25 protein-coding genes are annotated in these 23,669 nt (G+C 60.8%); 16 read left to right on the top strand and 9 right to left on the bottom strand.

The features are described 5' to 3' along the window. Positions 1-88 precede the first annotated feature (88 nt). The 5 genes from lptB to ACQ4LH_RS07595 are packed head-to-tail and all read right to left on the bottom strand — an operon-like array spanning position 89 to position 3,436. Entirely contained in the window at positions 89-814 is a 726-nt protein-coding gene (gene lptB / locus ACQ4LH_RS07615) for an LPS export ABC transporter ATP-binding protein (RefSeq protein ID WP_136665423.1), read from the bottom strand. 2 nt (positions 815-816) lie between these two features. Beyond that, positions 817-1,359, bottom strand: coding sequence for a lipopolysaccharide transport periplasmic protein LptA (lptA, locus tag ACQ4LH_RS07610; protein WP_090255504.1), 543 nt, complete (start codon positions 1,357-1,359; stop codon positions 817-819). Continuing rightward, entirely contained in the window at positions 1,346-1,915 is a 570-nt protein-coding gene (lptC, locus tag ACQ4LH_RS07605) for an LPS export ABC transporter periplasmic protein LptC (RefSeq protein ID WP_430696652.1), read from the bottom strand. The genes lptA and lptC overlap by 14 nt, the downstream gene beginning before the upstream one ends. A gap of 7 nt (positions 1,916-1,922) precedes the next feature. Next, positions 1,923-2,462, bottom strand: a complete 540-nt coding sequence (locus ACQ4LH_RS07600; RefSeq protein WP_430696651.1) for a KdsC family phosphatase — start codon at positions 2,460-2,462, stop codon at positions 1,923-1,925. Continuing rightward, complete coding sequence (locus ACQ4LH_RS07595; protein ID WP_430696650.1) at positions 2,462-3,436, bottom strand: KpsF/GutQ family sugar-phosphate isomerase; 975 nt, start codon at positions 3,434-3,436, stop codon at positions 2,462-2,464. Before ACQ4LH_RS07595 ends, ACQ4LH_RS07600 begins: the two co-directional genes overlap by 1 nt. Positions 3,437-3,682: 246 nt before the next feature. Between ACQ4LH_RS07595 and ACQ4LH_RS07590 the strand changes: the two genes are divergently transcribed. The 10 genes from ACQ4LH_RS07590 (at position 3,683) to hisC (ending at position 11,534) form a co-directional block, all read left to right on the top strand. Beyond that, a complete protein-coding gene (locus ACQ4LH_RS07590; protein ID WP_430696649.1) occupies positions 3,683-4,492 on the top strand; it encodes an ATP-binding cassette domain-containing protein in 810 nt (269 codons plus the stop codon). Beyond that, on the top strand, positions 4,492-5,289 hold the full coding sequence (gene mlaE, locus ACQ4LH_RS07585) for a lipid asymmetry maintenance ABC transporter permease subunit MlaE (RefSeq protein ID WP_160016087.1): 798 nt from the start codon (positions 4,492-4,494) through the stop codon (positions 5,287-5,289). The genes ACQ4LH_RS07590 and mlaE overlap by 1 nt, the downstream gene beginning before the upstream one ends. Further along, positions 5,289-5,759 carry an outer membrane lipid asymmetry maintenance protein MlaD gene (mlaD, locus tag ACQ4LH_RS07580; RefSeq protein WP_430696648.1) on the top strand — a complete coding sequence of 157 codons (471 nt, stop codon included), beginning with the start codon at positions 5,289-5,291 and terminating at the stop codon, positions 5,757-5,759. Before mlaE ends, mlaD begins: the two co-directional genes overlap by 1 nt. Positions 5,760-5,773: 14 nt before the next feature. Beyond that, positions 5,774-6,406, top strand: a complete 633-nt coding sequence (locus tag ACQ4LH_RS07575; protein WP_430696647.1) for an MlaC/ttg2D family ABC transporter substrate-binding protein — start codon at positions 5,774-5,776, stop codon at positions 6,404-6,406. Next, entirely contained in the window at positions 6,403-6,711 is a 309-nt protein-coding gene (locus ACQ4LH_RS07570) for an STAS domain-containing protein (RefSeq protein WP_430696646.1), read from the top strand. Before ACQ4LH_RS07575 ends, ACQ4LH_RS07570 begins: the two co-directional genes overlap by 4 nt. A gap of 121 nt (positions 6,712-6,832) precedes the next feature. Continuing rightward, positions 6,833-7,072 (top strand): BolA family protein, encoded by a 240-nt coding sequence (locus tag ACQ4LH_RS07565; protein WP_430696645.1) that lies wholly within the window; start codon positions 6,833-6,835, stop codon positions 7,070-7,072. Between the two features lie 12 nt (positions 7,073-7,084). After that, on the top strand, positions 7,085-8,350 hold the full coding sequence (murA, locus tag ACQ4LH_RS07560; RefSeq protein WP_430696644.1) for a UDP-N-acetylglucosamine 1-carboxyvinyltransferase: 1,266 nt from the start codon (positions 7,085-7,087) through the stop codon (positions 8,348-8,350). Between the two features lie 4 nt (positions 8,351-8,354). Beyond that, positions 8,355-8,990 (top strand): ATP phosphoribosyltransferase, encoded by a 636-nt coding sequence (hisG, locus tag ACQ4LH_RS07555; protein ID WP_090255484.1) that lies wholly within the window; start codon positions 8,355-8,357, stop codon positions 8,988-8,990. 121 nt (positions 8,991-9,111) lie between these two features. Further along, complete coding sequence (hisD, locus tag ACQ4LH_RS07550; RefSeq protein ID WP_430696643.1) at positions 9,112-10,422, top strand: histidinol dehydrogenase; 1,311 nt, start codon at positions 9,112-9,114, stop codon at positions 10,420-10,422. A gap of 59 nt (positions 10,423-10,481) precedes the next feature. Further along, positions 10,482-11,534, top strand: coding sequence for a histidinol-phosphate transaminase (gene hisC, locus ACQ4LH_RS07545; RefSeq protein WP_430696642.1), 1,053 nt, complete (start codon positions 10,482-10,484; stop codon positions 11,532-11,534). Between the two features lie 56 nt (positions 11,535-11,590). On the opposite strand, the gene ACQ4LH_RS07540 is transcribed toward hisC, so the two are convergent. The 3 genes from ACQ4LH_RS07540 to algW all read right to left on the bottom strand — a co-directional run bounded on the left by ACQ4LH_RS07540 (position 11,591) and on the right by algW (position 15,666). Beyond that, positions 11,591-12,298 carry a DUF4198 domain-containing protein gene (locus tag ACQ4LH_RS07540; protein ID WP_430696775.1) on the bottom strand — a complete coding sequence of 236 codons (708 nt, stop codon included), beginning with the start codon at positions 12,296-12,298 and terminating at the stop codon, positions 11,591-11,593. Positions 12,299-12,342: 44 nt separating this feature from the next. Next, positions 12,343-14,349 carry a TonB-dependent siderophore receptor gene (locus ACQ4LH_RS07535; RefSeq protein ID WP_430696774.1) on the bottom strand — a complete coding sequence of 669 codons (2,007 nt, stop codon included), beginning with the start codon at positions 14,347-14,349 and terminating at the stop codon, positions 12,343-12,345. Positions 14,350-14,523: 174 nt separating this feature from the next. After that, complete coding sequence (gene algW, locus ACQ4LH_RS07530; RefSeq protein WP_430696641.1) at positions 14,524-15,666, bottom strand: Do family serine endopeptidase AlgW; 1,143 nt, start codon at positions 15,664-15,666, stop codon at positions 14,524-14,526. A 110-nt stretch (positions 15,667-15,776) separates the two neighbouring features. On the opposite strand from algW, the gene ACQ4LH_RS07525 reads away from it, so the two are divergent. From ACQ4LH_RS07525 to cysN, 3 genes are all read left to right on the top strand, one after another. Then, complete coding sequence (locus ACQ4LH_RS07525) at positions 15,777-16,535, top strand: Nif3-like dinuclear metal center hexameric protein (protein WP_430696640.1); 759 nt, start codon at positions 15,777-15,779, stop codon at positions 16,533-16,535. Positions 16,536-16,812: 277 nt separating this feature from the next. After that, positions 16,813-17,730 carry a sulfate adenylyltransferase subunit CysD gene (cysD, locus tag ACQ4LH_RS07520; RefSeq protein WP_160016076.1) on the top strand — a complete coding sequence of 306 codons (918 nt, stop codon included), beginning with the start codon at positions 16,813-16,815 and terminating at the stop codon, positions 17,728-17,730. Between the two features lie 12 nt (positions 17,731-17,742). Next, positions 17,743-19,644: a sulfate adenylyltransferase subunit CysN gene (gene cysN / locus ACQ4LH_RS07515; RefSeq protein WP_430696639.1), complete on the top strand. Its 1,902-nt coding sequence runs from the start codon at positions 17,743-17,745 to the stop codon at positions 19,642-19,644. Between the two features lie 83 nt (positions 19,645-19,727). Here the strand turns inward: cysN and ACQ4LH_RS07510 are convergent, their stop codons facing one another. Next, a complete protein-coding gene (locus ACQ4LH_RS07510; RefSeq protein ID WP_430696637.1) occupies positions 19,728-20,165 on the bottom strand; it encodes a YhcB family protein in 438 nt (145 codons plus the stop codon). A 152-nt stretch (positions 20,166-20,317) separates the two neighbouring features. On the opposite strand from ACQ4LH_RS07510, the gene ACQ4LH_RS07505 reads away from it, so the two are divergent. From ACQ4LH_RS07505 to zapE, 3 genes are all read left to right on the top strand, one after another. Continuing rightward, positions 20,318-20,947: an alpha/beta hydrolase gene (locus ACQ4LH_RS07505; RefSeq protein WP_430696636.1), complete on the top strand. Its 630-nt coding sequence runs from the start codon at positions 20,318-20,320 to the stop codon at positions 20,945-20,947. Between the two features lie 29 nt (positions 20,948-20,976). Beyond that, positions 20,977-22,323 carry a tryptophan--tRNA ligase gene (locus ACQ4LH_RS07500; RefSeq protein WP_430696635.1) on the top strand — a complete coding sequence of 449 codons (1,347 nt, stop codon included), beginning with the start codon at positions 20,977-20,979 and terminating at the stop codon, positions 22,321-22,323. A 116-nt stretch (positions 22,324-22,439) separates the two neighbouring features. Then, complete coding sequence (gene zapE, locus ACQ4LH_RS07495) at positions 22,440-23,534, top strand: cell division protein ZapE (RefSeq protein WP_430696634.1); 1,095 nt, start codon at positions 22,440-22,442, stop codon at positions 23,532-23,534. The last annotated feature ends 135 nt before the right edge of the window (positions 23,535-23,669 follow it).

Below are 23,669 nucleotides of genomic sequence, written 5' to 3'. Positions count from 1 at the left end.
CAAAAAGCGCCACTAGGAAGCAAATTATATGCCTGACTTTAAGGGTTTTGCCTAGCCTTGGCTGCAGTCGGCTTGAGAAAAGCTGTGGTTACAGCCGGAACTCATGCCCCAGGTAAACTTCTTTCACTGTCTGGTTGGCCAGAATGGTCTCGGCATCACCCTCGGCGATCAGTTGGCCATCGCTGACGATATAGGCGGTTTCGCAAATATCCAGGGTCTCGCGCACGTTGTGGTCGGTGATCAATACACCGATGCCTTTGGCTTTGAGGTGATGGATGATCTGTTTGATGTCGCCCACGGAAATTGGGTCAACGCCGGCGAACGGTTCGTCGAGCAGGATGAACTTGGGGTTGGTTGCCAGGGCGCGGGCAATTTCCACGCGGCGGCGCTCACCACCGGACAGGCTCATGCCGAGGTTGTCGCGGATATGGCTGATATGGAATTCCTGCAGCAGGCCCTCAAGCTCCTTGCGGCGAGCAGCGCCGTCGAGGTCTTTGCGGGTTTCCAGGATGGCCATGATGTTGTCGGCTACGCTGAGCTTGCGGAAAATCGAGGCTTCCTGCGGCAGATAGCCGATTCCGGCGCGGGCGCGGCCATGCATGGGCTGATGGCTGACGTCGAGATCATCGATCATCACGCGGCCCTGATCGGCCTGGACCAAGCCGACGATCATGTAGAAGCAGGTGGTCTTGCCGGCCCCGTTGGGGCCAAGCAGGCCGACGATCTGCCCGCTGTCGATGCTCAGGCTGACGTCGCGCACGACCTGGCGGCCTTTGTAGCTCTTGGCCAGGTGTTGGGCTTTCAATGTGGCCATTATTACTGCGCCTGCTGGTCGGCTGGTTTGTTCTTCGGCTGGATCACCATGTCGATGCGCGGACGTGGCGCAGTGACGTTGGTGCCTGTGGCGCGGCCGGCGTTGACGATCTGGCGCTGGGTGTCATAGACGATTTTCTCGCCTTCGAAGGTGTTGCCTTCCTGAATCACCTTGGCCTGGTCGATCAGTACCACACGCTCGTTGGCCATAAAGTACTGGATGGTCAGACCATAGGCCTTGACGATCTGCTTGTCGGCTGACGGCAGTTGCTCGTAGTAGGCCGGCTTGCCGACCGAGGTAAATACCTCGACATCGCCCTGGGCATTCTGGGTGATGGTCACGGTGTCGCCGGTGACCTTCATGGTGCCCTGGGTGATGACTACGTCGCCGCGATAAACGGCAACGCCTTGTTTGTCATCGAGTTCCGCGCTGTCAGCCTGGATACGGATCGGCTGTTCGCGGTCGGATGGCAGGGCCCAGGCGCTGACACTTCCGAGTGCGGCGCTGAGGCTGAGTAGTAGGGGGAGGGTGTTAACGAGCCTCATGCTGACCTCTTACGTTGGACAGCAGGAGCATCCTGCCGTCATTCATGTACGCTTTCATTCCTTGTGCCGTGGTCACCCCATTGGCCGCGTCGATTCTAACGGCTTGCTGAGTCTGCGCATATTCCTTCTCGGGGAATACGGTCAGGCGGCTGGTGGTGAGGATGGTCGGGCGGCCTTTGGCGTCGGTACGCTCGACGCGCACCTTGTCGATCAGTTCGACCTCAACGCCGCCTGGCGATACTTCACCGCGCTCACTACGGACTTTCCAAGGCAGCTCGGTGCCGCGGAACAGGTTCATGTTCGGGCCGGTCATCAGGGTGATGTCACTGGCCTTGACGTGTTCGACCTTGTCGGCGGTCAGCTCGTAGTGCAGCTTGCCGTCGGCCTGGTATTGCACGGTGTAGGTGTTGGTGGCGTAAAAGTCGATGGCGTTATCGGCCTCGCCTGTGCCGGATTGCTCGTTAAAGCTGTCCGGGCTGAGGTTCCAGTAGCCGAGCGCCGCCACCAGCAGGGCGACAACGGCGAACAGAGCAATATTGAATAACTTGCGGGGCATGGTTGGCCTATAGGTAAGCGGCTTGAGCGGCTTCAAGGGTGCCTTGGGCGTGCATGATCAGTTCGCAGAACTCACGTGCGGCGCCTTCGCCACCGCGAGCACGGGTAATCCCGTGGGCATGTTGGCGAACAAAGCCGTCGGCGCTGGCGACTGCCATGCCCAGGCCTACGCGGCGGATCACCGGCAGATCGGGCAGGTCGTCACCGAGGTATGCGACCTGGGCATAGTCTAGGCCCAGTTCGCCGAGCAGCTCATCAAGAACTACCAGCTTGTCTTCCCGGCCCTGGTACAGGTGTTGAATCCCCAGGTTCTGCGCCCGGCGCTCGACCACTGGGGTTTTGCGGCCGCTGATAATGGCGGTGCGCACACCGGAGTTGATCAGCATCTTGATGCCATGGCCGTCCAGGGTGTTGAAGGTTTTGAATTCGCTGCCGTCGACCAGAAAGTACAGCTTGCCGTCGGTGAGTACGCCGTCGACGTCGAAAATGGCCAGTTTGACGGCTTTGGCGCGTTGTAGCAGGTCTGGGTTGATTACGTTGATGCTCATCACATCACCCCGGCGCGGAGCAGATCGTGCATGTTCAGCGCGCCGATGGGCAGGTCGTTGTCGTCGATCACCACCAGCGAGCTGATCTTGTGGTCTTCCATGATTTTCAAAGCCTCTGCCGCGAGCATTTCCGCGCGCGCGGTCTTGCCTTTGGCGGTCATTACGTCATCGATAATGGATTGGCGTACGTCGATGTTGCGGTCCAGGGTGCGGCGCAAATCGCCGTCGGTGAAGATCCCGGCCAGGCGGCCGTCGCTCTCGGTTACCACGGTCATGCCCAGGCCTTTCTGAGTCATTTCTAGCAGCGCGTCGCGCAGCGAGGTGCCGCGTTTGACGTGCGGCAAGCTGTCGCCGGCGTGCATAACGTTTTCCACCTTGAGCAGCAGGCGTCGGCCCAATGCGCCGCCCGGGTGAGAGAAAGCGAAATCTTCGGCGGTAAAGCCGCGGGCTTCCAACAGGGCAATAGCCAGGGCGTCGCCGAGTACCAGGGATACCGTGGTGGAAGAGGTTGGGGCCAGGTTCAACGGACAGGCTTCCTGGGATACGCGGGCGTCCAGGTTGACTTCGGCGGCCTTGGCCAGCGGTGATTCCGGGTTGCCGGTCATGCTGATCAGGCGGATGCCGAGGCGTTTGATCAGTGGCAGCAGGGTAACGATTTCTGCGGTGGAGCCCGAATTGGACAGGGCCAGCACTACGTCATCGCGGGTGATCATACCCATATCGCCATGGCTCGCTTCGGCCGGGTGGACAAAGAAAGCCGTGGTGCCGGTGCTGGCCAGGGTGGCGGCAATCTTGTTGCCGACGTGGCCGGATTTGCCCATGCCGACCACGACCACACGGCCTTTGCTGGCGAGAATCAACTCACAGGCACGTACGAAATCACCGTTGATGCGCGCCAGCAGATCCTGGATGGCTTCGAGCTCCAGGCGGATGGTGCGCTGTGCTGACTGGATCAGATCGGTTGACTGGCTCATGACTTCTCTGCGGCGTACGGGCTAAAAGCTGCCGATTATAACGGTAAAGGTGCGCCTGCCCAGTGTTTCCAGTGGCGAGTTGGTTGCAGGAACTGTGCGGCGCTTATCTTCGGCAACACCTTCAGTCTTGGGCGAGGAATGCCGCGATGGTATAGTTCGCGGCCATTTTCGGTACGTTCGACGACCAGTAGTGCCCTTTGTTCAGGGCGGTACGTCAGTCAGGCAAGCGTTGAGCAAGGAGTCCAGATGAGCGCCGAGAACCCGTATGCGGTTGAGCTGAAGAACGTCAGCTTTAAACGCGGCGAGCGGGATATTTTCCAAAACATCGATATCCGCATTCCCCGTGGCAAGGTCACCGGGATTATGGGGCCGTCTGGCTGTGGCAAAACCACGCTGCTGCGCCTGATCGCTGCCGAACTCAAGCCGAGCCAGGGTGAAGTCTGGGTCAATGGCTTGGATTTGCCGACGCTGTCGCGCAGCGAACTGTTCGACATGCGCAAGCAGATGGGCGTGCTGTTCCAGAGTGGTGCGCTGTTTACCGACCTGGACGTGTTCGAGAACGTTGCCTTTCCGCTGCGGGTGCACACCAAGCTGCCGGAAGAAATGATTCGCGACATCGTGCTGATGAAGTTGCAGGCGGTGGGGCTGCGTGGCGCCTTAGAGCTGATGCCGGACGAGCTGTCGGGCGGCATGAAGCGTCGTGTGGCATTGGCCCGGGCGATTGCCCTGGACCCGCAAATACTCATGTATGACGAACCTTTCGTCGGCCAGGACCCGATTGCCATGGGTGTTCTGGTGCGTCTGATTCGCCTGCTCAGCGATGCGCTGGGGATCACCAGCATTGTGGTGTCCCATGACCTGGCAGAAACCGCGAGCATTGCCGACTACATCTATGTCGTGGGTGACACTCAGGTGCTGGGGCAGGGTACGCCGGCCGAGTTGATGGATTCGGATAACCCGCGCGTGCGTCAGTTTATGCAGGGCATTCCGGATGGCCCGGTACCGTTTCACTTTCCTGCGGCCAATTACCGCGACGATCTTCTGGGGGGGCGCTGATGCGCAAGACATCTGTGCTCGAGCGGGTGCGCCTGTTCGGGCGCGCCGGTATTGATGTGGTGGCCACGCTGGGGCGCTCGGGGCTGTTTCTGCTGCGCGCGCTGTTTGGCCGTGGCTCGACCGGTAACAGCTTTCAGCTACTGATCAAGCAACTGTATTCGGTTGGGGTGATGTCCCTGGCCATCATCGTCGTATCCGGCATCTTTATTGGCATGGTGCTGTCGCTGCAGGGCTTCAGCATTCTGGCCAAATACGGCTCCGAACAGGCGGTTGGGCAGATGGTTGCCCTGACTCTGCTACGTGAGCTGGGGCCGGTGGTCACCGCCTTGCTGTTTGCTGGCCGTGCCGGTTCGGCGTTGACTGCGGAAATCGGCAATATGAAATCCACCGAGCAGTTGTCGAGCCTGGCGATGATCGGCGTTGACCCGCTCAAATATATTGTCGCGCCGCGGCTGTGGGCAGGTTTTATCTCGATGCCGTTGCTGGCAATGATCTTCAGCGTGGTCGGTATCTGGGGCGGCGCTATGGTCGCCGTCGACTGGCTGGGGGTTTATGAAGGCTCGTTCTGGGCCAATATGCAAAGCAGTGTTTCGTTTCGCGAAGATGTGCTCAATGGTGTGATCAAGAGCGTGGTCTTTGCGTTTGTCGTGACTTGGATCGCCGTGTTCCAGGGCTATGACTGTGAGCCGACTTCGGAAGGGATTAGTCGTGCCACCACGAAAACCGTGGTGTACGCCTCGCTCGCCGTATTGGGGCTGGACTTTATTCTGACCGCTTTGATGTTTGGAGATTTCTGATGCAGAACCGCACGCTGGAAATTGGTGTCGGCTTGTTCCTGTTGGCCGGGTTGTTGGCCTTGTTGCTGCTGGCCTTGCGCGTCAGCGGCCTGACTGTCGGCAGCAGCGACAATACCTACAAGGTGTACGCGCACTTTGAGAATATCGCCGGTTTGACGGTCAGATCGAAAGTGACCATGGCCGGTGTGACAATCGGCAAGGTCACCGCCATCGATTTGGATCGCAACAGCTATATGGGGCGCGTCACTATGGTCTTGGATGATGCTGTGGATAATCTGCCAGCAGATTCCACCGCGTCGATTCTGACTGCGGGCCTGCTGGGCGAGAAATACATTGGGCTTAGCGTGGGCGGCGAAGAAGAAGTGCTGCGCGATGGCGGCACCATTCACGACACGCAGTCGTCATTGGTACTGGAAGACCTGATTGGCAAGTTTCTGCTCAATTCGGTCAATAAAGACCAGGCTAATTAATAGAGGTGCTGAACATGTTCAAAACGCTGCGTAACGGTTTGTTTATTTGCCTGGCCGCCATGTCCCTACCGTTGCTTGCGGCTCCGGCGGCCCATGAAGTGGTGCAGCAGACCACCACCACGCTACTGGCCGACCTCAAAGCCAACAAAGAGCAGTACCGCACCGATCCGGGCGCGTTTTACAACGCCCTGAACAACATTCTCGGCCCGGTTGTGGATGCTGATGGTATGTCTCGTGGCGTGATGACTGTGCGCTACTCGCGCCAGGCCTCGCCTGAGCAGATGCAGCGCTTTCAGGAAAACTTCAAGCGCAGCCTGATGCAGTTCTATGGTAATGCCCTGCTCGAATACAACAACCAGGATATTCGCGTCCTACCAGTTGCGGGGCAGCAGGACCCAGAGCGTACAGCAGTTAATATGGAAATCAGGGACGGCAAGGGCACGGTCTACCCGCTGTCCTACACCATGGTCAGCCTCGATGGCACCTGGAAGATGCGCAACGTGATCATCAACGGCATCAACGTCGGCAAGCTGTTCCGTGACCAGTTCGCCCAGGCCATGCAGGACAATCGCAATGACCTGGACAAGGTCATCGACAACTGGACCGAGACCGTTGCCAAAGCCCGTCAGGGGGCGAATGCATCGTGAGTCAGGCCAGCATCAGCGAGGCGTCGCCCGGCGTTTTCAGCCTGGTCGGCGTGCTCGATTACCTAAATGCCCCGGCGCTGCGTGAGCAAGGTGCGCGCCTTCTCAAGGTCAGCCCGGCGGCTGCTTGCGTGCTTGATTGCGCTGGTGTTGAGAGGTCCAGCAGCGTCGGCCTGTCGCTGTTGCTGGCGTTTATGCGTGACGCCAGTGCGTTCGGCAAGACCCTGAGTGTGAGCAACCTGCCCAAGGATATGCGTGAAATCGCTGGAGTCTGCGGTCTGCTGGAGATTCTTCCGCTGCAAGCCTGAGCAGGGCTTCGGTCGGCTGGCGGTAATGCGGGGTTCGCAGGCGGGGGGCTTTTTTGTATGATGCTCGGCCCGCGAGCGTCTGCTCGGCAGTCGTTTATTCATGCATTGATCGAGGTTGAGCATGCAAGCCTTAGAAGTAAAGAGTCTCCTTGAGGCTAAATTGCCGGATACCCAAGTGGAAGTCGAAGGCGAAGGCTGCAACTTTCAGCTGAACCTGATCAGTGACGAGCTGGCCGCTCTTAGCCCGGTCAAGCGTCAGCAGCAGATCTACGCTCACCTCAATGCCTGGATCGCTGATGGCAGCATCCACGCCGTGAGTATGAAATTCTATAGCCGTGCCGATTGGGCCGCGCGCTCCTAAACCGAGAGAGTCATGGACAAACTGATTATTACCGGCGGTGTGCGCCTTGATGGCGAAATCCGCATTTCCGGGGCGAAGAACTCTGCCCTGCCGATTCTCGCCGCCACCCTGCTCGGTGACGCGCCTGTCACCATCTGCAACCTGCCGCACCTGCACGACATCACCACCATGATCGAGCTGTTCGGTCGCATGGGTATCGAGCCGATCATCGACGAGAAGCTCAGCGTGGAAGTCGACGCACGGGCGATCAAGACCCTGGTTGCACCCTATGAGCTGGTGAAAACCATGCGTGCATCGATCCTGGTGCTCGGCCCGATGGTCGCGCGCTTCGGTTATGCCGAAGTGGCTCTGCCGGGTGGTTGCGCCATCGGCTCGCGTCCGGTTGACCTGCACATTCGTGGCCTCGAAGCCATGGGCGCGATCATCGATGTCGAAGCCGGTTACATCAAGGCCAAGGCGCCGGAAGGCGGTCTGCGTGGCGCGCACTTCTTCTTCGATACCGTCAGCGTGACCGGTACTGAAAACATCATGATGGCCGCGACTCTGGCCAAAGGCCGTAGCGTGCTGGAAAACGCCGCGCGCGAGCCGGAAGTGGTCGACCTGGCCAACTGCCTGATCGCCATGGGCGCGAAAATCAGCGGTGCCGGCACAGACACCATCACCATTGATGGTGTTGAGCGCCTGCACGGCGCGCGCTTCAGCGTGATGCCTGACCGTATCGAAACCGGCACCTACCTGGTGGCTGCAGCTGTTACGGGCGGCCGGGTCAAGGTTAAGGACACCGATCCGACCACCCTGGAAGCGGTTCTGTCCAAGCTGCAGGAAGCCGGTGCGGAAATCACCTGTGGCAACGACTGGATCGAGCTGAACATGCACGGCAAGCGGCCGAAAGCCGTCAACCTGCGCACCGCGCCGTACCCTGCGTTCCCCACCGATATGCAGGCGCAGTTTATTGCCCTCAATGCGATTGCCGAGGGCACCGGCACGGTGATCGAAACCGTGTTCGAAAACCGCTTTATGCATGTGCATGAAATGATCCGCATGGGCGCGCAGATCCAGGTCGAAGGCAACACCGCCATCGTCACTGGCGTTGAAACGCTCAAGGGCGCGCCAGTCATGGCCACCGATCTGCGTGCGTCTGCCAGCCTGGTGATTTCGGCGCTGGTTGCCGATGGCGACACCCTGATCGATCGCATTTACCACATCGACCGTGGTTACGAGTGCATCGAAGAAAAACTGCAGATGCTGGGTGCCAAAATCCGCCGTATTCCGGGTTGATGCCATGCTGACTATTGCCCTTTCCAAAGGCCGGATTCTCGATGACACCCTGCCGCTGCTGGCAGCGGCGGGCATCGAGCCGACCGAGAACCCGGACAAAAGCCGCAAGCTGATCATCCCCACCACGCTGGACGATGTGCGCCTGCTGATCGTGCGTGCCACCGACGTGCCGACTTATGTTGAACACGGCGCGGCCGATCTCGGCGTGGCTGGCAAGGACGTGCTGATGGAGTACGGCGGCCAGGGCTTGTACGAGCCGCTGGACCTGCGTATTGCCCAGTGCAAGCTGATGACTGCCGGTGCCGTCGGCGCGCCCGAGCCCAAGGGGCGGCTGCGTGTGGCCACCAAGTTCGTCAACGTGGCCAAGCGGTATTACGCCGAGCAGGGCCGTCAGGTCGACATCATCAAGCTGTACGGCTCGATGGAGCTGGCACCGCTGGTGGGACTTGCTGACAAGATCATCGACGTGGTCGACACCGGCAACACCCTGCGCGCCAACGGTCTGGAAGCCCAGGAGCTGATCGCCATGATCAGCTCGCGGCTGATCGTCAACAAGGCGTCGATGAAGATGCAGCACGCGCGCATTCAGGCGTTGATCGACACCCTGCGCGATGCGGTCGAAGCGCGACATCCACGCTGAGTCTGATGGCCGCCCAGTGCGGCCTAGCCTATCCGCGTTATAGCCAAAATTCTCAGGTGCCCGCGCGGAGTGGTTGTTACTCTACGGGCGCTTGAGCATTTGCCAATCTAAGAGGCCCGCTATGACCGCTCCTATCGCTATCCGCCGACTCAATGCCGCTGACCAGGACTTTGCCCAGCATCTGGATCATCTGCTGAGCTGGGAAAGTGTCTCGGATGATGCGGTCAACCATCGCGTGCTGGACATCATCAAGGCGGTGCGTGAGCGTGGCGATGCGGCATTGGTCGAGTTCACCAAGCAGTTCGACGGCCTGGATGTCGCCTCCATGGCGGACCTGATCCTGCCGCGCGAGCGTCTGGAACTGGCCCTGACCCGCATCACCCCGGAGCAACGCAGCGCCTTGGAAAAAGCCGCCGAGCGTGTGCGCAGCTACCACGAGCGGCAGAAGCAGGACTCCTGGACCTACACCGAAGCCGACGGCACGGTGCTGGGGCAGAAGGTCACCCCACTGGATCGCGCTGGCTTGTATGTGCCGGGCGGCAAGGCCTCGTACCCATCCTCGGTGCTGATGAACGCCATCCCGGCCAAGGTCGCTGGCGTGCCGGAAGTGGTGATGGTGGTGCCAACCCCGCGTGGCGAAATCAATGAGCTGGTGCTGGCTGCCGCCTGTATTGCTGGGGTTGACCGGGTATTCACCATTGGCGGCGCCCAGGCCGTGGCCGCGTTGGCCTATGGCACCGAGAGCGTGCCGCCGGTGGATAAGATCGTCGGCCCCGGCAATATCTATGTCGCCACCGCCAAGCGCCATGTATTCGGCAAAGTTGGTATCGACATGATCGCCGGTCCTTCGGAAATTCTGGTGGTGTGTGACGGCCAGACCGATCCGGACTGGATCGCCATGGACCTGTTCTCCCAGGCCGAACACGACGAAGACGCCCAGTCGATCCTGGTCAGCCCGGATGCGGCCTTCCTTGATCGCGTCGCCGAGAGCATCGCCAAGCTGCTGCCTACCCTGGAGCGCGAGACGATTGCTCGCACCTCGCTTGAGGGGCGCGGTGCGCTGATTCTGGTGGCCGATATGGCCCAGGCCATTGAAGTGGCTAACCGCATTGCCCCGGAGCACCTGGAATTGTCGGTGGAAAACCCCGAGGAATACCTGCCGCTGATCCGCCATGCCGGCGCGATCTTTATGGGCCGCTACACCGCCGAGGCACTGGGCGATTACTGCGCAGGCCCCAACCACGTGCTGCCGACCTCCGGCACCGCGCGCTATTCCTCGCCGCTGGGGGTGTATGACTTCCAGAAGCGCTCGTCGATCATCCATTGTTCGGCCGAGGGTGCGTCGGAGCTGGGCAAGGTTGCCAGCGTGCTGGCTCGTGGCGAGTCGCTGACCGCCCACGCCCGTAGCGCCGAATACCGCATCAAGAACTGAATTTTTAGGGCGCGCCCCGCGCGCCTCACCCAAGATCAAATTCGAGGAGAGAAGGGCAGATGAGCAAATTCTGGAGCCCCTTCGTCAAAGACCTGGTGCCTTATGTACCGGGTGAGCAGCCGAAACTGGCCAAGCTGGTCAAGCTCAACACCAACGAAAACCCCTATGGCCCGTCGCCCAAGGCGATCGCCGCCATGCAGGCTGAGCTTAACGACAACCTGCGGCTGTACCCGGACCCCAATAGCGACCGTCTGAAGCAGGCGGTGGCTGACTATTACGGCGTGCAGACCGTCCAGGTGTTTGTCGGCAACGGTTCCGACGAGGTGCTGGCGCACGCCTTCCACGGCCTGTTCCAGCACGATCAACCGCTGCTGTTTCCGGATATCAGCTACAGCTTCTATCCGGTGTATTGCGGTCTGTATGGCATCGACTTCGTGCAGGTGCCGTTGGATGAGCAGTTCCAGATTCGCGTGGAAGATTACGCGCGGCCCAACGGCGGCATTATTTTCCCCAACCCGAACGCACCGACTGGCTGCCCTCTGGCGCTGGATGCCATCGAGCGCATGCTCAAGGACAACCCGAACACCGTGGTGCTGGTCGATGAGGCCTATATCGATTTCGGCGGCGAGACGGCGATCAGCCTGGTGGATAAATACCCCAACCTGCTGGTCAGCCAGACTTTATCCAAGTCGCGCTCGCTGGCCGGGCTGCGGGTCGGTATCGCGGTCGGCCATCCTGACCTGATCGAAGCGCTGGAGCGGATCAAGAACAGCTTCAACTCCTATCCGTTGGACCGCATGGCGATTGCCGGCGCGGCGGCGGCGTTCGAGGACAAGGTCTACTTCGAGCAGACGTGCCGGCAGGTGATTGCCAGTCGCGAGGCGGTGGTCGCCGGGCTGGAAAAGCTGGGTTTTGAGGTGTTGCCATCGGCGGCGAACTTCGTTTTCGCTCGCCACCCAGGCAAGGATGCCGCGACCCTGGCCGCTGGTCTGCGTGAGCAGGGCGTGATTGTGCGTCACTTCAAGCAGCAGCGCATTGCCCAGTTCCTGCGTATCACCATCGGCACGCCGGAGCAGAACCAGGCGCTGCTGGATGCATTGCAAGGACTGTAATTCGCAGCCGTAAAAAAGCCGGAGCACTGCTCCGGCTTTTTGTTATCTGCGAAGCCTTACTCGTGGTGCGCTTCGCCGAGGAAGGTCAGCGAGGTGAATAGGCCGCGCGTCTCGATATCCTTGTCGCCTTTGACCGGCAGGCTGATGGCGGCGCTGATGATATTCAGCCCTTCGTTGCGTACCAGCACCTGGGCACGGCCTTCGGCGTCGGTGGTTGCGCTGACCTGGTGCGGCGCGCCCCGATAATCGCCGACCAATTCAACCCCTGCAGCCGGCTGGCCATCCACCAGCACACGCACCGCTAGTGGCTTGCCGGGTCCGACCTTGAGTGGGTCGACTTCCGGCAGGATGACCATCTTCAGCTGATCCAGCTTGGGCAACTTGGCGCCTTCCTGATAGATCGCCAGGCTGTATTTAAAGGTGTGCAGCGACTCGGTTGAGTTCGGCACTTTACTGCGGCCCTGATTGATCCACTGCTTGTCCGGGGTTAGCGACCAAGCGCCGTTATCCAGGGCTACGCCGAGCACCGCCGGGGTTTTCAGCGGTTGCAGGCGGGCGTGATCCTCCAGGCGCTGGACGGTGACCGGGATCATCTTGCCGGCGCGGTCATAGGCCCAGGCGCCGCTGATCTTCTCGGCCTTAAAGGCGTTGTCTTCCGCACCGTGACCGTAGATGGTTTCGATATGGCCGCGGCGTTGTTCGGTCCACAGACCGTGGGCCTGGACCTGCCCTGCGAGCAGGGCGGCGAATAGCGCGGTGAGCATGGCGGGTTTGGCAGTACGCATACTGGGGTTCCTTGAGTGGTGGGTCAGAGATTGAGGGTCAGGCTGAGGCTGAGGTTGCGTGGGTCGCCGGGCATGACCCAGACGCTGTTGAAGGCGCGCTCGTAGTACTCGCGGTCGAACAGGTTGTTGAGGTTCAGGCCGATGCTCAGGTCATCGCTGGCCTGGTAGCGCGCCAGCAGGTCGACGGTGCTGTAGGCCGGCAATTCGAAGTCGCTACCGGCCTGCCCCGAGCGATCCCCCACATAGTTGAATGCGGCGCCGATATCCGAGCCGCGCAGGTGGCCATCCTGAAACTGGTAGACCGTCAGCAGGCTGCCGCTGTGGCGGGCGACGCCGAGCAGTTTGCTGCCTACCGGCAGGCTGTTGTCTTCGGTCACTTCGGCATCGATATAGGCGTAGGCGCCGATGATGCGCACGGCATCGTTGAGCTGGCCGCTGAACTGCATATCCAGGCCCTGACTGCGCGCCTTGCCGGCAGCGATGCTGTCGCCAGGGTTGGCCGGGTCGGCGGTGAGCACGTTTTCCTTGTCGATATGAAACAGCGCGATGGTCGCTCCTAGGCGGCTGTCGAGCAGGTCGAGCTTGAGCCCGGTCTCATAGCCAAGACCCTTCTCCGGTTTGAACACCGTGCCCTGGCTGCTGATGCTGTTGGGCTTGAACGAGGTGGACGCGTTGGCGAATACCCCGACCTGCGGCGTCAGCTGATAGAGCAGGCCCGTGCGGGCGGTAGCGACATCCTTGTTCTGCTCGTTGCTGACCCGTGTGTTGCGGTTCAGTGCGGTTTGCTCGAAGCGTTCGAAGCGTGCGCCGATCAGGCCGCTCAGGCGTTCGCTGAAGCTGATCTGATCCTGCAGATTGAGGGCATAGCTCTCGGTGTGCTCAAAGAAATCGTTGGGATTGACGATGGCCGGCTTGGATTGGCCGTACTGCGGTTGGTAGATGTTCTGGCCGTAGCCCAAGGTGGTCGCGCTTTGCGGGTACTTCTGGCTGTTGCGGTAGTTCTCGTACTCCAGCCCGGCGAGGGTCTGGTGCTGCCAGCTGCCGAGGTTGAAGCTGCCGTGCAGCTCGGCCTGGGTGATGCTGTCGTTCCATTCAAAGCTGCGCTGGCGATAGAAGCGCGTCAGGGTGTCGCCGACCAGGCGCGACGGCTCGGAGCTGTTGCCCTGCAGGCGGCCCTGGGCGTAGTGGTTGGCCAGGCGCAGTTTCCAGCTGTCATTTAGGTAATGCTCAAGGCTGACCTGCAGCATTTGGTTGTCGTTGCGAATGGTGCCGTCGTTCGGTTCGCCCATAAAACTGGAGTCTTTCACCGCGCCCATGCGGTTGTTTACCGCCGGGATGCCACGGTCGAACACCGACTCGGTGCGGGTGAGTTCACTTTCGATCAGCAGCAGGGTGTCGGGGTTCAGCTGCCAGCTCAGCGAAGGGCTGACGATCTGCCGTTCGCTGCCGACGTGGTCGCGAAAACTCTGGTTGTCCTCGACAGCCAGGTTGATCCGTGACAGCAGGGTGGCGTCGTCATTCAGCGGGGTGTTGACGTCCAGGCTGCTGCGGTAGCGATCCCAGCTGCCGGCGCTGGCCTTGAGCTGGCTGAAGGCTTCGGCCTGGGGCTTCTTGCTGACGATATTGACCATGCCGCCTGGGTCACCACGGCCATACAGGCTGGCGGCCGGGCCTTTGAGCACCTCGATGCGCTCGATGCTGGAAGCGTCCGGCGAGCTGTAGCTGCCACGGTTGATGGCGAAGCCGTTCTTGTACAGCTCGCCGGTGGTGAAACCGCGCACGCTGTAGTTGAGGAAGGTCAGGCCGCCGAAGTTGTTCTGCCTGGACACGCCGCCAGCAAAATCCAGGGCGCGGTCGATGCGTGTGGTGCCCAGGTCATCGAGCACCTGTGCAGGCACCACGCTGATGCTTTGGGCGATCTGCTCAATCGGCGTATCGGTACGGGTGGCGCTGGCCGAGCGAGTGGTGCGATAGCCTTGCACGGGGCCGTCCGCCTGTTCCTGGCGCGCGGTGACGGTGGTGGCGGACAGCTCGACGGGGTTTTCTGCCGCGCTGGTAAAGGCGCTGGGAAGCAATAGGCTGGCGAGTAGGGCGTGGGCGGCGCGCAAGGGATAGCATCCTTCAACTGAATTTAATGTAATAACATAACATTAAAGTTGAGAAGAGCTATCGCTTGCGTTGCTGAAATTGAAAAAGGGAGGGAGTTAGCTGCCGTTGACCGGTGGCCTTACGCCGATTTCCGCAGTCAGTTCCAGCGGTTTACCGTTACGCAGGATATCGATGCGGATCTTCTCGCCTGGCTTGGCGCGTGCCACCTGGTTCATCGAGCGGCGGCCATCGCCGGCGGCTTCACCGTCGATGCTGAGGATCAGGTCGCCCGGTTGCAGGCCGGCCTTCTGCGCCGGGCCGTCGCGGTAGATGCCCGCAACGACGATGCCGGGACGCCCGTCCATGCCGAAGGATTCCGCCAGTTCTGGGGTCAGCGGTTGTACTTCGATACCCAGCCAGCCGCGAATCACCTGGCCATGCTCGATAATCGCCTGCATCACATCCATCGCCAGCTTTACCGGGATGGCAAAGCCGATGCCTTGCGAGCCGCCGGATTTGGAGAAGATCGCGGTGTTGATGCCGACCAGGTTGCCGTAGGCATCCACCAGCGCGCCGCCGGAGTTGCCGGGGTTGATCGCCGCGTCGGTCTGGATAAAGTCTTCGTAGGTGTTGAGACCCAACTGGTTGCGGCCGGTGGCGCTGATAATGCCCATGGTGACGGTCTGGCCGACGCCGAAGGGGTTGCCGATAGCCAGGCTGACGTCGCCAATGCGGATATTGTCGGAGCGGCCGAGGATGATAAAGGGCAGGTCCTGCAGGTCGATCTTCAGCACCGCCAGGTCGGTTTCCGGGTCGCTGCCGATCAGCCGCGCCAGGGTTTCACGGCCGTCTTTCAGGGCTACGACGATCTGGTCGGCGCCGGCCACCACGTGGTTATTGGTCAGCAGGTAGCCTTCCGGGCTCATGATCACCGCCGAACCGAGGCTGGACTCCATGCGCCGCTGCTTGGGCAGGTTGTCGCCGAAAAACTTGCGAAACTGCGGGTCCTCGAACAGCGGAGGCGCGGTTTTGTTGACGAACTTGGTGGAGTACAGGTTGGCCACGGCCGGGGAGGCGGTGTTTACCGCATCGGCATAGGACACCGGACCTTCCTGAATGCGGCTATAGATCGGTGCCTGGCGCACGTGCACGTCCTGTCCCGGCAGGCCGACCCATTGCGGGAAATACTGCATGATCAGCAGTGCTGACAGCACGCCGACCAGCAGAGGCCAGCCGAGGAAACGCAGGGACTTGAACATCGATCCAATCCTGAGGGTTGCCGGGGGCAGGTGCGCCCCTTAAGGTGCGCCATTATAGAGAAGCCGCTGAGAATAAAGCAGCGCCTCGCAACTGTTGATAAGGAAACTCTATGGCCATTGCCCTGGCGACCCTGGTAGAAGAAGCCGACCGCTACCTGAATGCCGCGCGCATCAGCGATTACTGCCCCAATGGCCTGCAGGTCGAGGGCCGGCCGCAGGTGCGGCGCATCGTTAGCGGGGTGACTGCCAGCCAGGCGCTGGTCGATGCGGCCGTCGAGGCCGAAGCCGATGTGCTGCTGGTGCACCACGGCTACTTCTGGAAGGGCGAAAACCCCTGCATCACCGGGATGAAACGCCGTCGCCTGCAGACCCTGCTGGCCAACGACATCAGCCTGCTGGCCTATCACTTGCCGCTGGATGTGCATGTCGAGGTCGGTAATAACGTGCAACTGGCCGCGCAGCTGGGTATTACGGTGGAAGGCCCGCTGGAGCCGGAAAATCCGCGTACCGTCGGCCTGATCGGCTCGCTGGCGGAGGCCATGAGCCCGCGCGATTTCGCCCGCCATGTACATCAGGTGCTGGGTCGTGAGCCGTTGCTGGTTGAAGGCGAAGAGATGATTCGCCGAGTCGGTTGGTGCACAGGCGGCGGTCAGGGTTATATCGATCAGGCGATTGCCGCCGGGGTTGATCTGTACCTGACCGGGGAAGCCTCCGAGCAGACCTTTCACAGCGCCCGGGAAAACGGCATCAGCTTTATCGCCGCCGGCCACCACGCCACCGAGCGTTATGGCGTGCAGGCTTTAGGCGATTATCTGGCGCGACGTTTTGCCATTGAGCATTTGTTTATTGATTGCCCAAACCCAATCTAAGAACCTGCACACGATCTGCTGCGCGTCGGCGCAGACTGCGTTAAAAATGGCTTCGGAATGCTCATTTACAGCCAGTAAACTCCGCTTCCTCGGCCATTTTTGCCTTGTCTGGCTCTAGCTCGCTATCTCGTGAGCAGGTTCTGAATCGTCTTTCCTGCAGGTATAAAGCTAGATCGTTTCGATCTAACCGGGCTCCTGAATAGAAGAGGGTGCTGTGCTAGAGTGCGCCCTCGTCCACGGCCCGCCGGCCCAAACACATCGCATTTCGTGAGTAGCCATGCTCGATAAACTGACCCACCTGAAACAGCTGGAGGCGGAAAGTATCCACATCATTCGTGAAGTGGCCGCCGAATTCGACAACCCGGTAATGCTTTATTCCATCGGTAAAGACTCCGCCGTGATGCTGCATCTGGCACGCAAGGCGTTCTTTCCGGGCAAGCTGCCGTTCCCGGTGATGCACGTCGATACGCGCTGGAAGTTTCAGGAGATGTACAGCTTCCGCGAGAAGATGGTCAAAGAGTACGGCCTGGACCTGATCACCCACATCAACCCGGATGGCGTGGCGCAGGACATGAACCCCTTCACCTACGGCAGTGCCAAGCACACCGACGTGATGAAGACCGAGGGCCTCAAGCAGGCGCTGGACAAGTACGGCTTTGACGCCGCCTTCGGTGGCGCGCGCCGCGACGAAGAGAAGTCCCGCGCCAAGGAGCGTGTGTACTCCTTCCGCGACAGCAAGCACCGCTGGGACCCGAAGAACCAGCGTCCCGAGCTGTGGAATGTGTACAACGGCAACGTCAAGAAGGGCGAGTCGATCCGTGTGTTCCCACTGTCCAACTGGACCGAGCTGGACATCTGGCAGTACATCTACCTAGAGCAGATTCCGATCGTGCCGCTGTACTTCGCTGCCGAGCGTGAAGTGATCGAGAAGAATGGCACGCTGATCATGATCGACGACGATCGTATCCTCGAGCACCTGTCCGACGAAGAGAAAGCCCGTATCACCAAGAAGATGGTGCGCTTCCGTACCCTCGGCTGCTACCCGCTGACCGGCGCGGTGGAGTCCACGGCCACCAGCCTGACTGACATCATTCAGGAAATGCTCCTGACCCGTACTTCCGAGCGCCAGGGCCGCGTCATCGACCACGATGCTGCCGGTTCCATGGAAGAGAAAAAACGTCAGGGCTATTTCTAAGCAGGGGTTAACATGTCGCACCAATCCGATCTGATCAGCGAAGACATCCTCGCTTACCTGGCCCAGCACGAGCGTAAAGAACTGCTGCGCTTCCTCACCTGCGGCAACGTCGACGACGGCAAGAGCACCCTGATTGGCCGCCTGCTGCATGACTCGAAGATGATCTACGAAGACCATCTGGAAGCCATCACCCGTGACTCGAAGAAAGTCGGCACCACCGGTGAAGACATTGACCTGGCACTGCTGGTCGATGGCCTGCAGGCCGAGCGTGAGCAAGGCATCACCATCGATGTGGCGTACCGCTATTTCAGTACCGCCAAACGCAAATTCATCATCGCCGACACCCCCGGCCATGAGCAGTACACCCGCAACATGGCCACCGGCGCCTCCACCTGCGACCTGGCGATCATCCTGATCGACGCGCGCTACGGTGTGCAGACCCAGACCAAGCGCCACAGCTTTATCGCCAGCCTGCTGGGCATCAAACATATCGTGGTGGCCATCAACAAGATGGACCTCAAGGGCTTCGATCAAGGCGTATTCGAGCAGATCAAGGCCGATTACCTGAAATTCGCCGAAGGTATCGCGCTCAAGCCGAGCTCGCTGCACTTCGTGCCGATGTCGGCGCTGAAGGGCGACAACGTGGTGAACAAGAGCGAGCAATCGCCTTGGTACACCGGCCAGTCGCTGATGGAAATCCTCGAAACCGTGGAAGTCGCCGGTGATCGCAACTTCACCGACCTGCGTTTCCCGGTGCAGTACGTCAACCGACCGAACCTGAACTTCCGTGGTTTCGCCGGCACCCTGGCCAGCGGCATCGTGCGCAAGGGCGATGAAGTCATTGCCCTGCCATCGGGCAAGGGCAGCAAGGTCAAATCCATCGTCACCTTCGAAGGTGAGCTGGAGCAGGCCGGTCCAGGTCAGGCGATTACCATCACCCTGGAAGACGAGATCGACGTCTCCCGTGGCGACATGCTGGTGCACGCCGACAACCGCCCGCAGGTGGTCGACAGCTTCGATGCCATGCTGGTGTGGATGGCTGAAGAGCCGATGCTGCCGGGCAAGAAATACGACATCAAACGCGCCACCAGCTATGTGCCGGGCTCAATTGCCAGCATCACTCACCGGATTGATGTGAATACTCTGGAAGAGGGCGCGGCTAGCAGCCTGCAGCTCAACGAAATCGGCCAGGTGCGCATCGCCCTGGATGCACCGATTGCGCTGGACGGCTATGCGCACAACCGCACCACCGGCTCGTTTATCGTCATCGACCGCCTGACCAATGGCACCGTCGGCGCCGGCATGATCATCGCCGAACCGCTGGGTGCCCAGGGTTCGGGCGGCCATCACGGCAAGCTGGCTCATGTATCCACTGAAGAGCGTGCTGCACGCTTTGGCCAGCAGCCGGCGACCGTGCTGTTCAGCGGCTTGTCCGGCGCTGGCAAGAGCACTCTGGCTTATGCCGTGGAGCGCAAGCTGTTTGACTCCGGCCGTGCGGTCTACGTGCTGGATGGCCAGAACCTGCGTCATGACCTGAACAAGGGCCTGCCACAGGACCGTGCTGGGCGTACCGAAAACTGGCGCCGTGCGGCTCACGTCGCGCGTCAGTTCAACGAAGCCGGTTTGCTGACCCTGGCTGCCTTCGTTGCTCCGGATGCCGAAGGCCGCGAACAGGCCAAGGCGCTGATCGGTGCCGAACGCCTGATCACCGTGTACGTGCAGGCTTCACCGCAAGTCTGCGCCGAGCGTGATCCGCAAGGTCTCTACGCGGCCGGTGGCGACAATATCCCGGGTGAGTCCTTCCCTTACGACATCCCGCTGAATGCCGATCTGGTGATCGATACGCAGTCGGTGTCGGTAGACGAGGGCGTCAAGCAGGTGTTGGCTCTGCTGCGCGAACGCGGCGCGATCTAAAGCCACCGCCCAATAAAAAGCCCCGCCTAGTGCGGGGCTTTTTATTGGCTGCTTGGTCGCTAAAGCGACCGAACCAGCGGCTATTACTTGTTCTTCAAACCGTAGCTTTCATCGAGCATGCCCGGCACATCGGCGCTTTTCGGCGCGTAGTCCTTGGGCATTTCGTTGTTTCTCGGCGGCGTCAGGCGTTCGCGTTTTTCGCTGGCATCGTCGGCGTGCAGGGTGGCCAGCAGGCGTTGCCGGGTCAGCTCGTCGAGGGCCAGGCGGTTGGCGCCGTCGGACAGGTGTTCCTGTACGTCCTGATAGCTCTGGGTAAGCTTTTTCACCATGCTGGCGGTGGTGTTGAAGTGGCTGACCACCTCACTCTGATAAGCGTCAAAGCGCTCCTGCATTTCATCCAGCTGGCGCTGGGTGCGGCTAGGGGCGGCATTGGGTGCCAGGCGGGCAATCAGGAAGCCAATGGCAATGCCGGCAACCAGGGTAATGGCCGGTAGTAACCAGGCGGTGAGCGTCTGTTCCACGAGTCCTTCCTCTCTAAACGGCTTTGCTTTACGTTAACGGCTCGAACCTGCGCTGTATACCGCAATGCAATGCCGAAACGTTTGCGGTGATGTGTGCGGCGCAGGCTGTCAGCTAGACGAGTCGACCCACTGCGAGGTCACGGAGTTCCCTGTTGCTCACCCGCGAAACCCCTCTGATGATTGCCGGCCCCAGCGGCCAACTTGAAGCCCTGTGGCTGGATACCCCCGACGCCCGTGGCGTGGCACTGATCTGCCACCCCAATCCGGTGCAGGGTGGCACCATGCTCAACAAGGTGGTCTCCACCCTGCAACGCACTGCCCGCGACAGTGGCCTGGCCACGTTGCGCTTTAATTACCGCGGTGTCGGCGCCAGTGCCGGCAGCCACGATATGGCCAGTGGTGAGGTGGACGATGCCGAGGCTGTGGCCAACTGGTTGCGTGCGCAGCACCCCGAATTACCGCTGACCTTGCTGGGTTTTTCCTTTGGTGGTTTTGTCGCCGCAGCGCTCGGCGCCCGCCTGGAAGCCCAGGGCGTGGCGCTCGACAAGCTGTTTATGGTGGCCCCGGCGGTGCAGCGCCTGAGCGAAGAAACGCCCCCAGCCAGCAACTGTCCGTTGATCTTGATCCAGCCCGAAGATGACGAGGTGATCGACCCGCAGGTGGTCTACCGGTGGTCGGCGGCACTCGGGCGTGCCCATGAGCTGCTGAAAGTGGCAGAATGCGGCCACTTTTTTCACGGCAAGCTGACTGACCTCAAAGATCTGTTACTGCCGCGTCTTTGAACTAATTGCAGCCCTAATAAGCGAACGCCATGACCACTCGTATCCTTACCGGCATCACCACCACTGGCACGCCGCACCTGGGCAACTACGCGGGCGCGATTCGCCCGGCCATCGTTGCCAGCCGCGCGGCCGATGCGGATTCGTTCTACTTCCTCGCCGACTACCACGCGCTGATCAAGTGCGACGAGCCGGCGCGCATTCAGCGTTCGCGCCTGGAGATCGCCGCCACCTGGCTGGCTTGCGGCCTGGATGTGGACAAGGCGACCTTCTACCGTCAGTCGGATATCCCCGAGATTCCCGAGCTGTGCTGGCTGCTCACTTGCGTCGCTGGCAAGGGCCTGCTTAACCGCGCCCACGCCTACAAGGCTTCGGTGGACAAGAACGTCGAGCAGGGTGAAGACCCGGATGCCGGGATCACCATGGGCTTGTTCAGCTACCCGGTGCTGATGGCCGCGGACATCCTGATGTTCAACGCGCACAAGGTGCCGGTCGGTCGCGATCAGATTCAGCACGTGGAAATGGCCCGCGACATCGCTCAGCGTTTTAACCACCTGTTCGGCAACGGCCGCGAGCTGTTCACCCTGCCCGAAGCGGTGATCGAAGAAGACGTGGCGACCTTGCCAGGCCTCGATGGCCGCAAGATGAGCAAGAGCTACGACAACACCATCCCGTTGTTCGGCAGCGCCAAGCAGCTCAAGGACGCCGTTGCGCGGATCGTTACCGACTCCAAACTGCCGGGCGAGCCGAAAGACCCGGACAGCTCGCACCTGTTTACCCTTTATCAAGCCTTTGCCGCGCCGACTCAGCAGGCGGACTTCCGATCTGCCCTGGAAGGCGGTATGGCCTGGGGCGAAGCCAAGCAGGCGCTGTACAACCTGCTGGAGGCCGAACTGGGCGAGGCGCGCGAGCGTTATCACGCGCTGATCGAAAAGCCCGCCGACCTGGAAGATATCCTGCTGGCCGGCGCCGCCAAGGCACGCAAGACTGCCACGCCGTTTCTCGGTGAGTTGCGTGAGGCCGTGGGCCTGCGCTCCTTCCGTAGCCAGGCCGTCAATACGGCAGGCGAGAAGAAGAAAGTCGGCAAGAGCGCACGCTTTGTCAGCTTCCGTGACGACGACGGCAGCTTCCGCTTCCGCCTGCTGGATGCCGCCGGCGAGCAATTGCTGCTGTCCAAGTCGTTTGCCGATGGCAAGGCCGCAGGCATGGTTAACAAACGCCTGCAATCCGGCGAAGCGCTGGATATCCGCGAGCAGGACGGTGGTTTTAGCGTCTGGTTGGACGATGAATGCGTGGCGCAAAGCCCGGCATTCGCCGACAGCAGTGCCTGTCAGGCGGCGATCCAGCGCCTGCGTGAGGCCTTAGCACCTGCGGAATAAAGGCTGGGGCGGCGCATTAATCGGATTTCCGCCCGCCAGCCGTGCTGGCCGATTGCCAATCAACGGGGGCGTCGCTAAAGTGACGCCCCCGTTTTACTTGCCCGGCTAACGAATTTATGACGCCCCTAGAACGCTACCAGGCTGACCTTAAACGCCCCGAATTCTTCCATGATGCCGCCCAGGAAACTGCGGTGCGTCATCTGCAGCGGCTGTATGACGATCTGGTCGCTGCCGACAAGGGCAGTTCCGGCATGTTCGGCAAGCTGTTCGGCAAAAAGCCGCAGGGTCCGGTCAAGGGCCTGTACTTCTGGGGCGGCGTCGGGCGCGGCAAGACTTACCTGGTCGACACCTTCTTCGATTCGCTGCCGTTCGAGCGCAAGGTACGCACACACTTCCACCGCTTTATGAAGCGTGTGCACGAAGAAATGCGCACTCTCAAAGGCGAGAAGAACCCGCTGACCATTATCGGCAAGCGTTTCGCCGATGAGGCGCGAGTGATCTGCTTCGACGAATTCTTCGTCAGCGATATTACTGACGCGATGATCCTCGCCACCCTGCTGGAAGAGCTGTTCAAGAACGGCGTCAGCCTGGTCGCCACCTCCAATATCGTGCCCGACGGCCTGTACAAGGACGGCTTGCAGCGCGCGCGCTTCCTGCCGGCGATTGCCCTGCTCAAGCAGCACACTGAGATCGTCAACGTCGACAGCGGCATCGACTACCGCCTGCGCGCCCTGGAGCAGGCCGAGCTGTTCCACTGGCCGCTGGATGCCGCCGCCGAGGAAAGCCTGCAGAAGAGTTTCGTCAGCCTGCTGCCCGAGCACTGCGAGGTGCAGGAAAACGAGCCGCTGATGATCGAGAACCGCGCCATCGTTGCGCGCAAGGTCGGCGATGACGTGGCCTGGTTCGATTTCCGCGAGCTGTGCGATGGCCCGCGCAGCCAGAACGACTACATCGAACTGGGCAAGATCTTTCACGCCGTCCTGCTGGCCAACGTCGAGCAGATGAACACCGCCAAGGACGATATGGCGCGGCGCTTTATCAACCTGGTGGACGAGTTCTACGACCGCAACGTCAAGCTGATCATCTCCGCCGAAGTGGAGTTGAAAGACCTCTATACCGGCGGCCGCCTGACCTTCGAGTTCCAGCGCACGCTTAGCCGTCTGCTGGAGATGCAGTCGCATGAGTTTCTCGCGCGCCCGCACAAACCCTAATCTGCGCGGTTCGCTCGCTAGCAAAGCCCGGATCATTCCGGGCTTTGTAGTTGATGGCCTGCTGAAGACAACCGGGCCGTCTGCGCCCAGGCAGGATAAACTCTGCGCCATCGACTTTTCGTTCTCTGCGGTTAG

It is taken from the genome of Pseudomonas peli, from assembly GCF_050563605.1.
Lineage (GTDB): Bacteria > Pseudomonadota > Gammaproteobacteria > Pseudomonadales > Pseudomonadaceae > Aquipseudomonas > Aquipseudomonas peli_A.
This window is presented reverse-complemented; position numbering and strand designations above follow the sequence as displayed.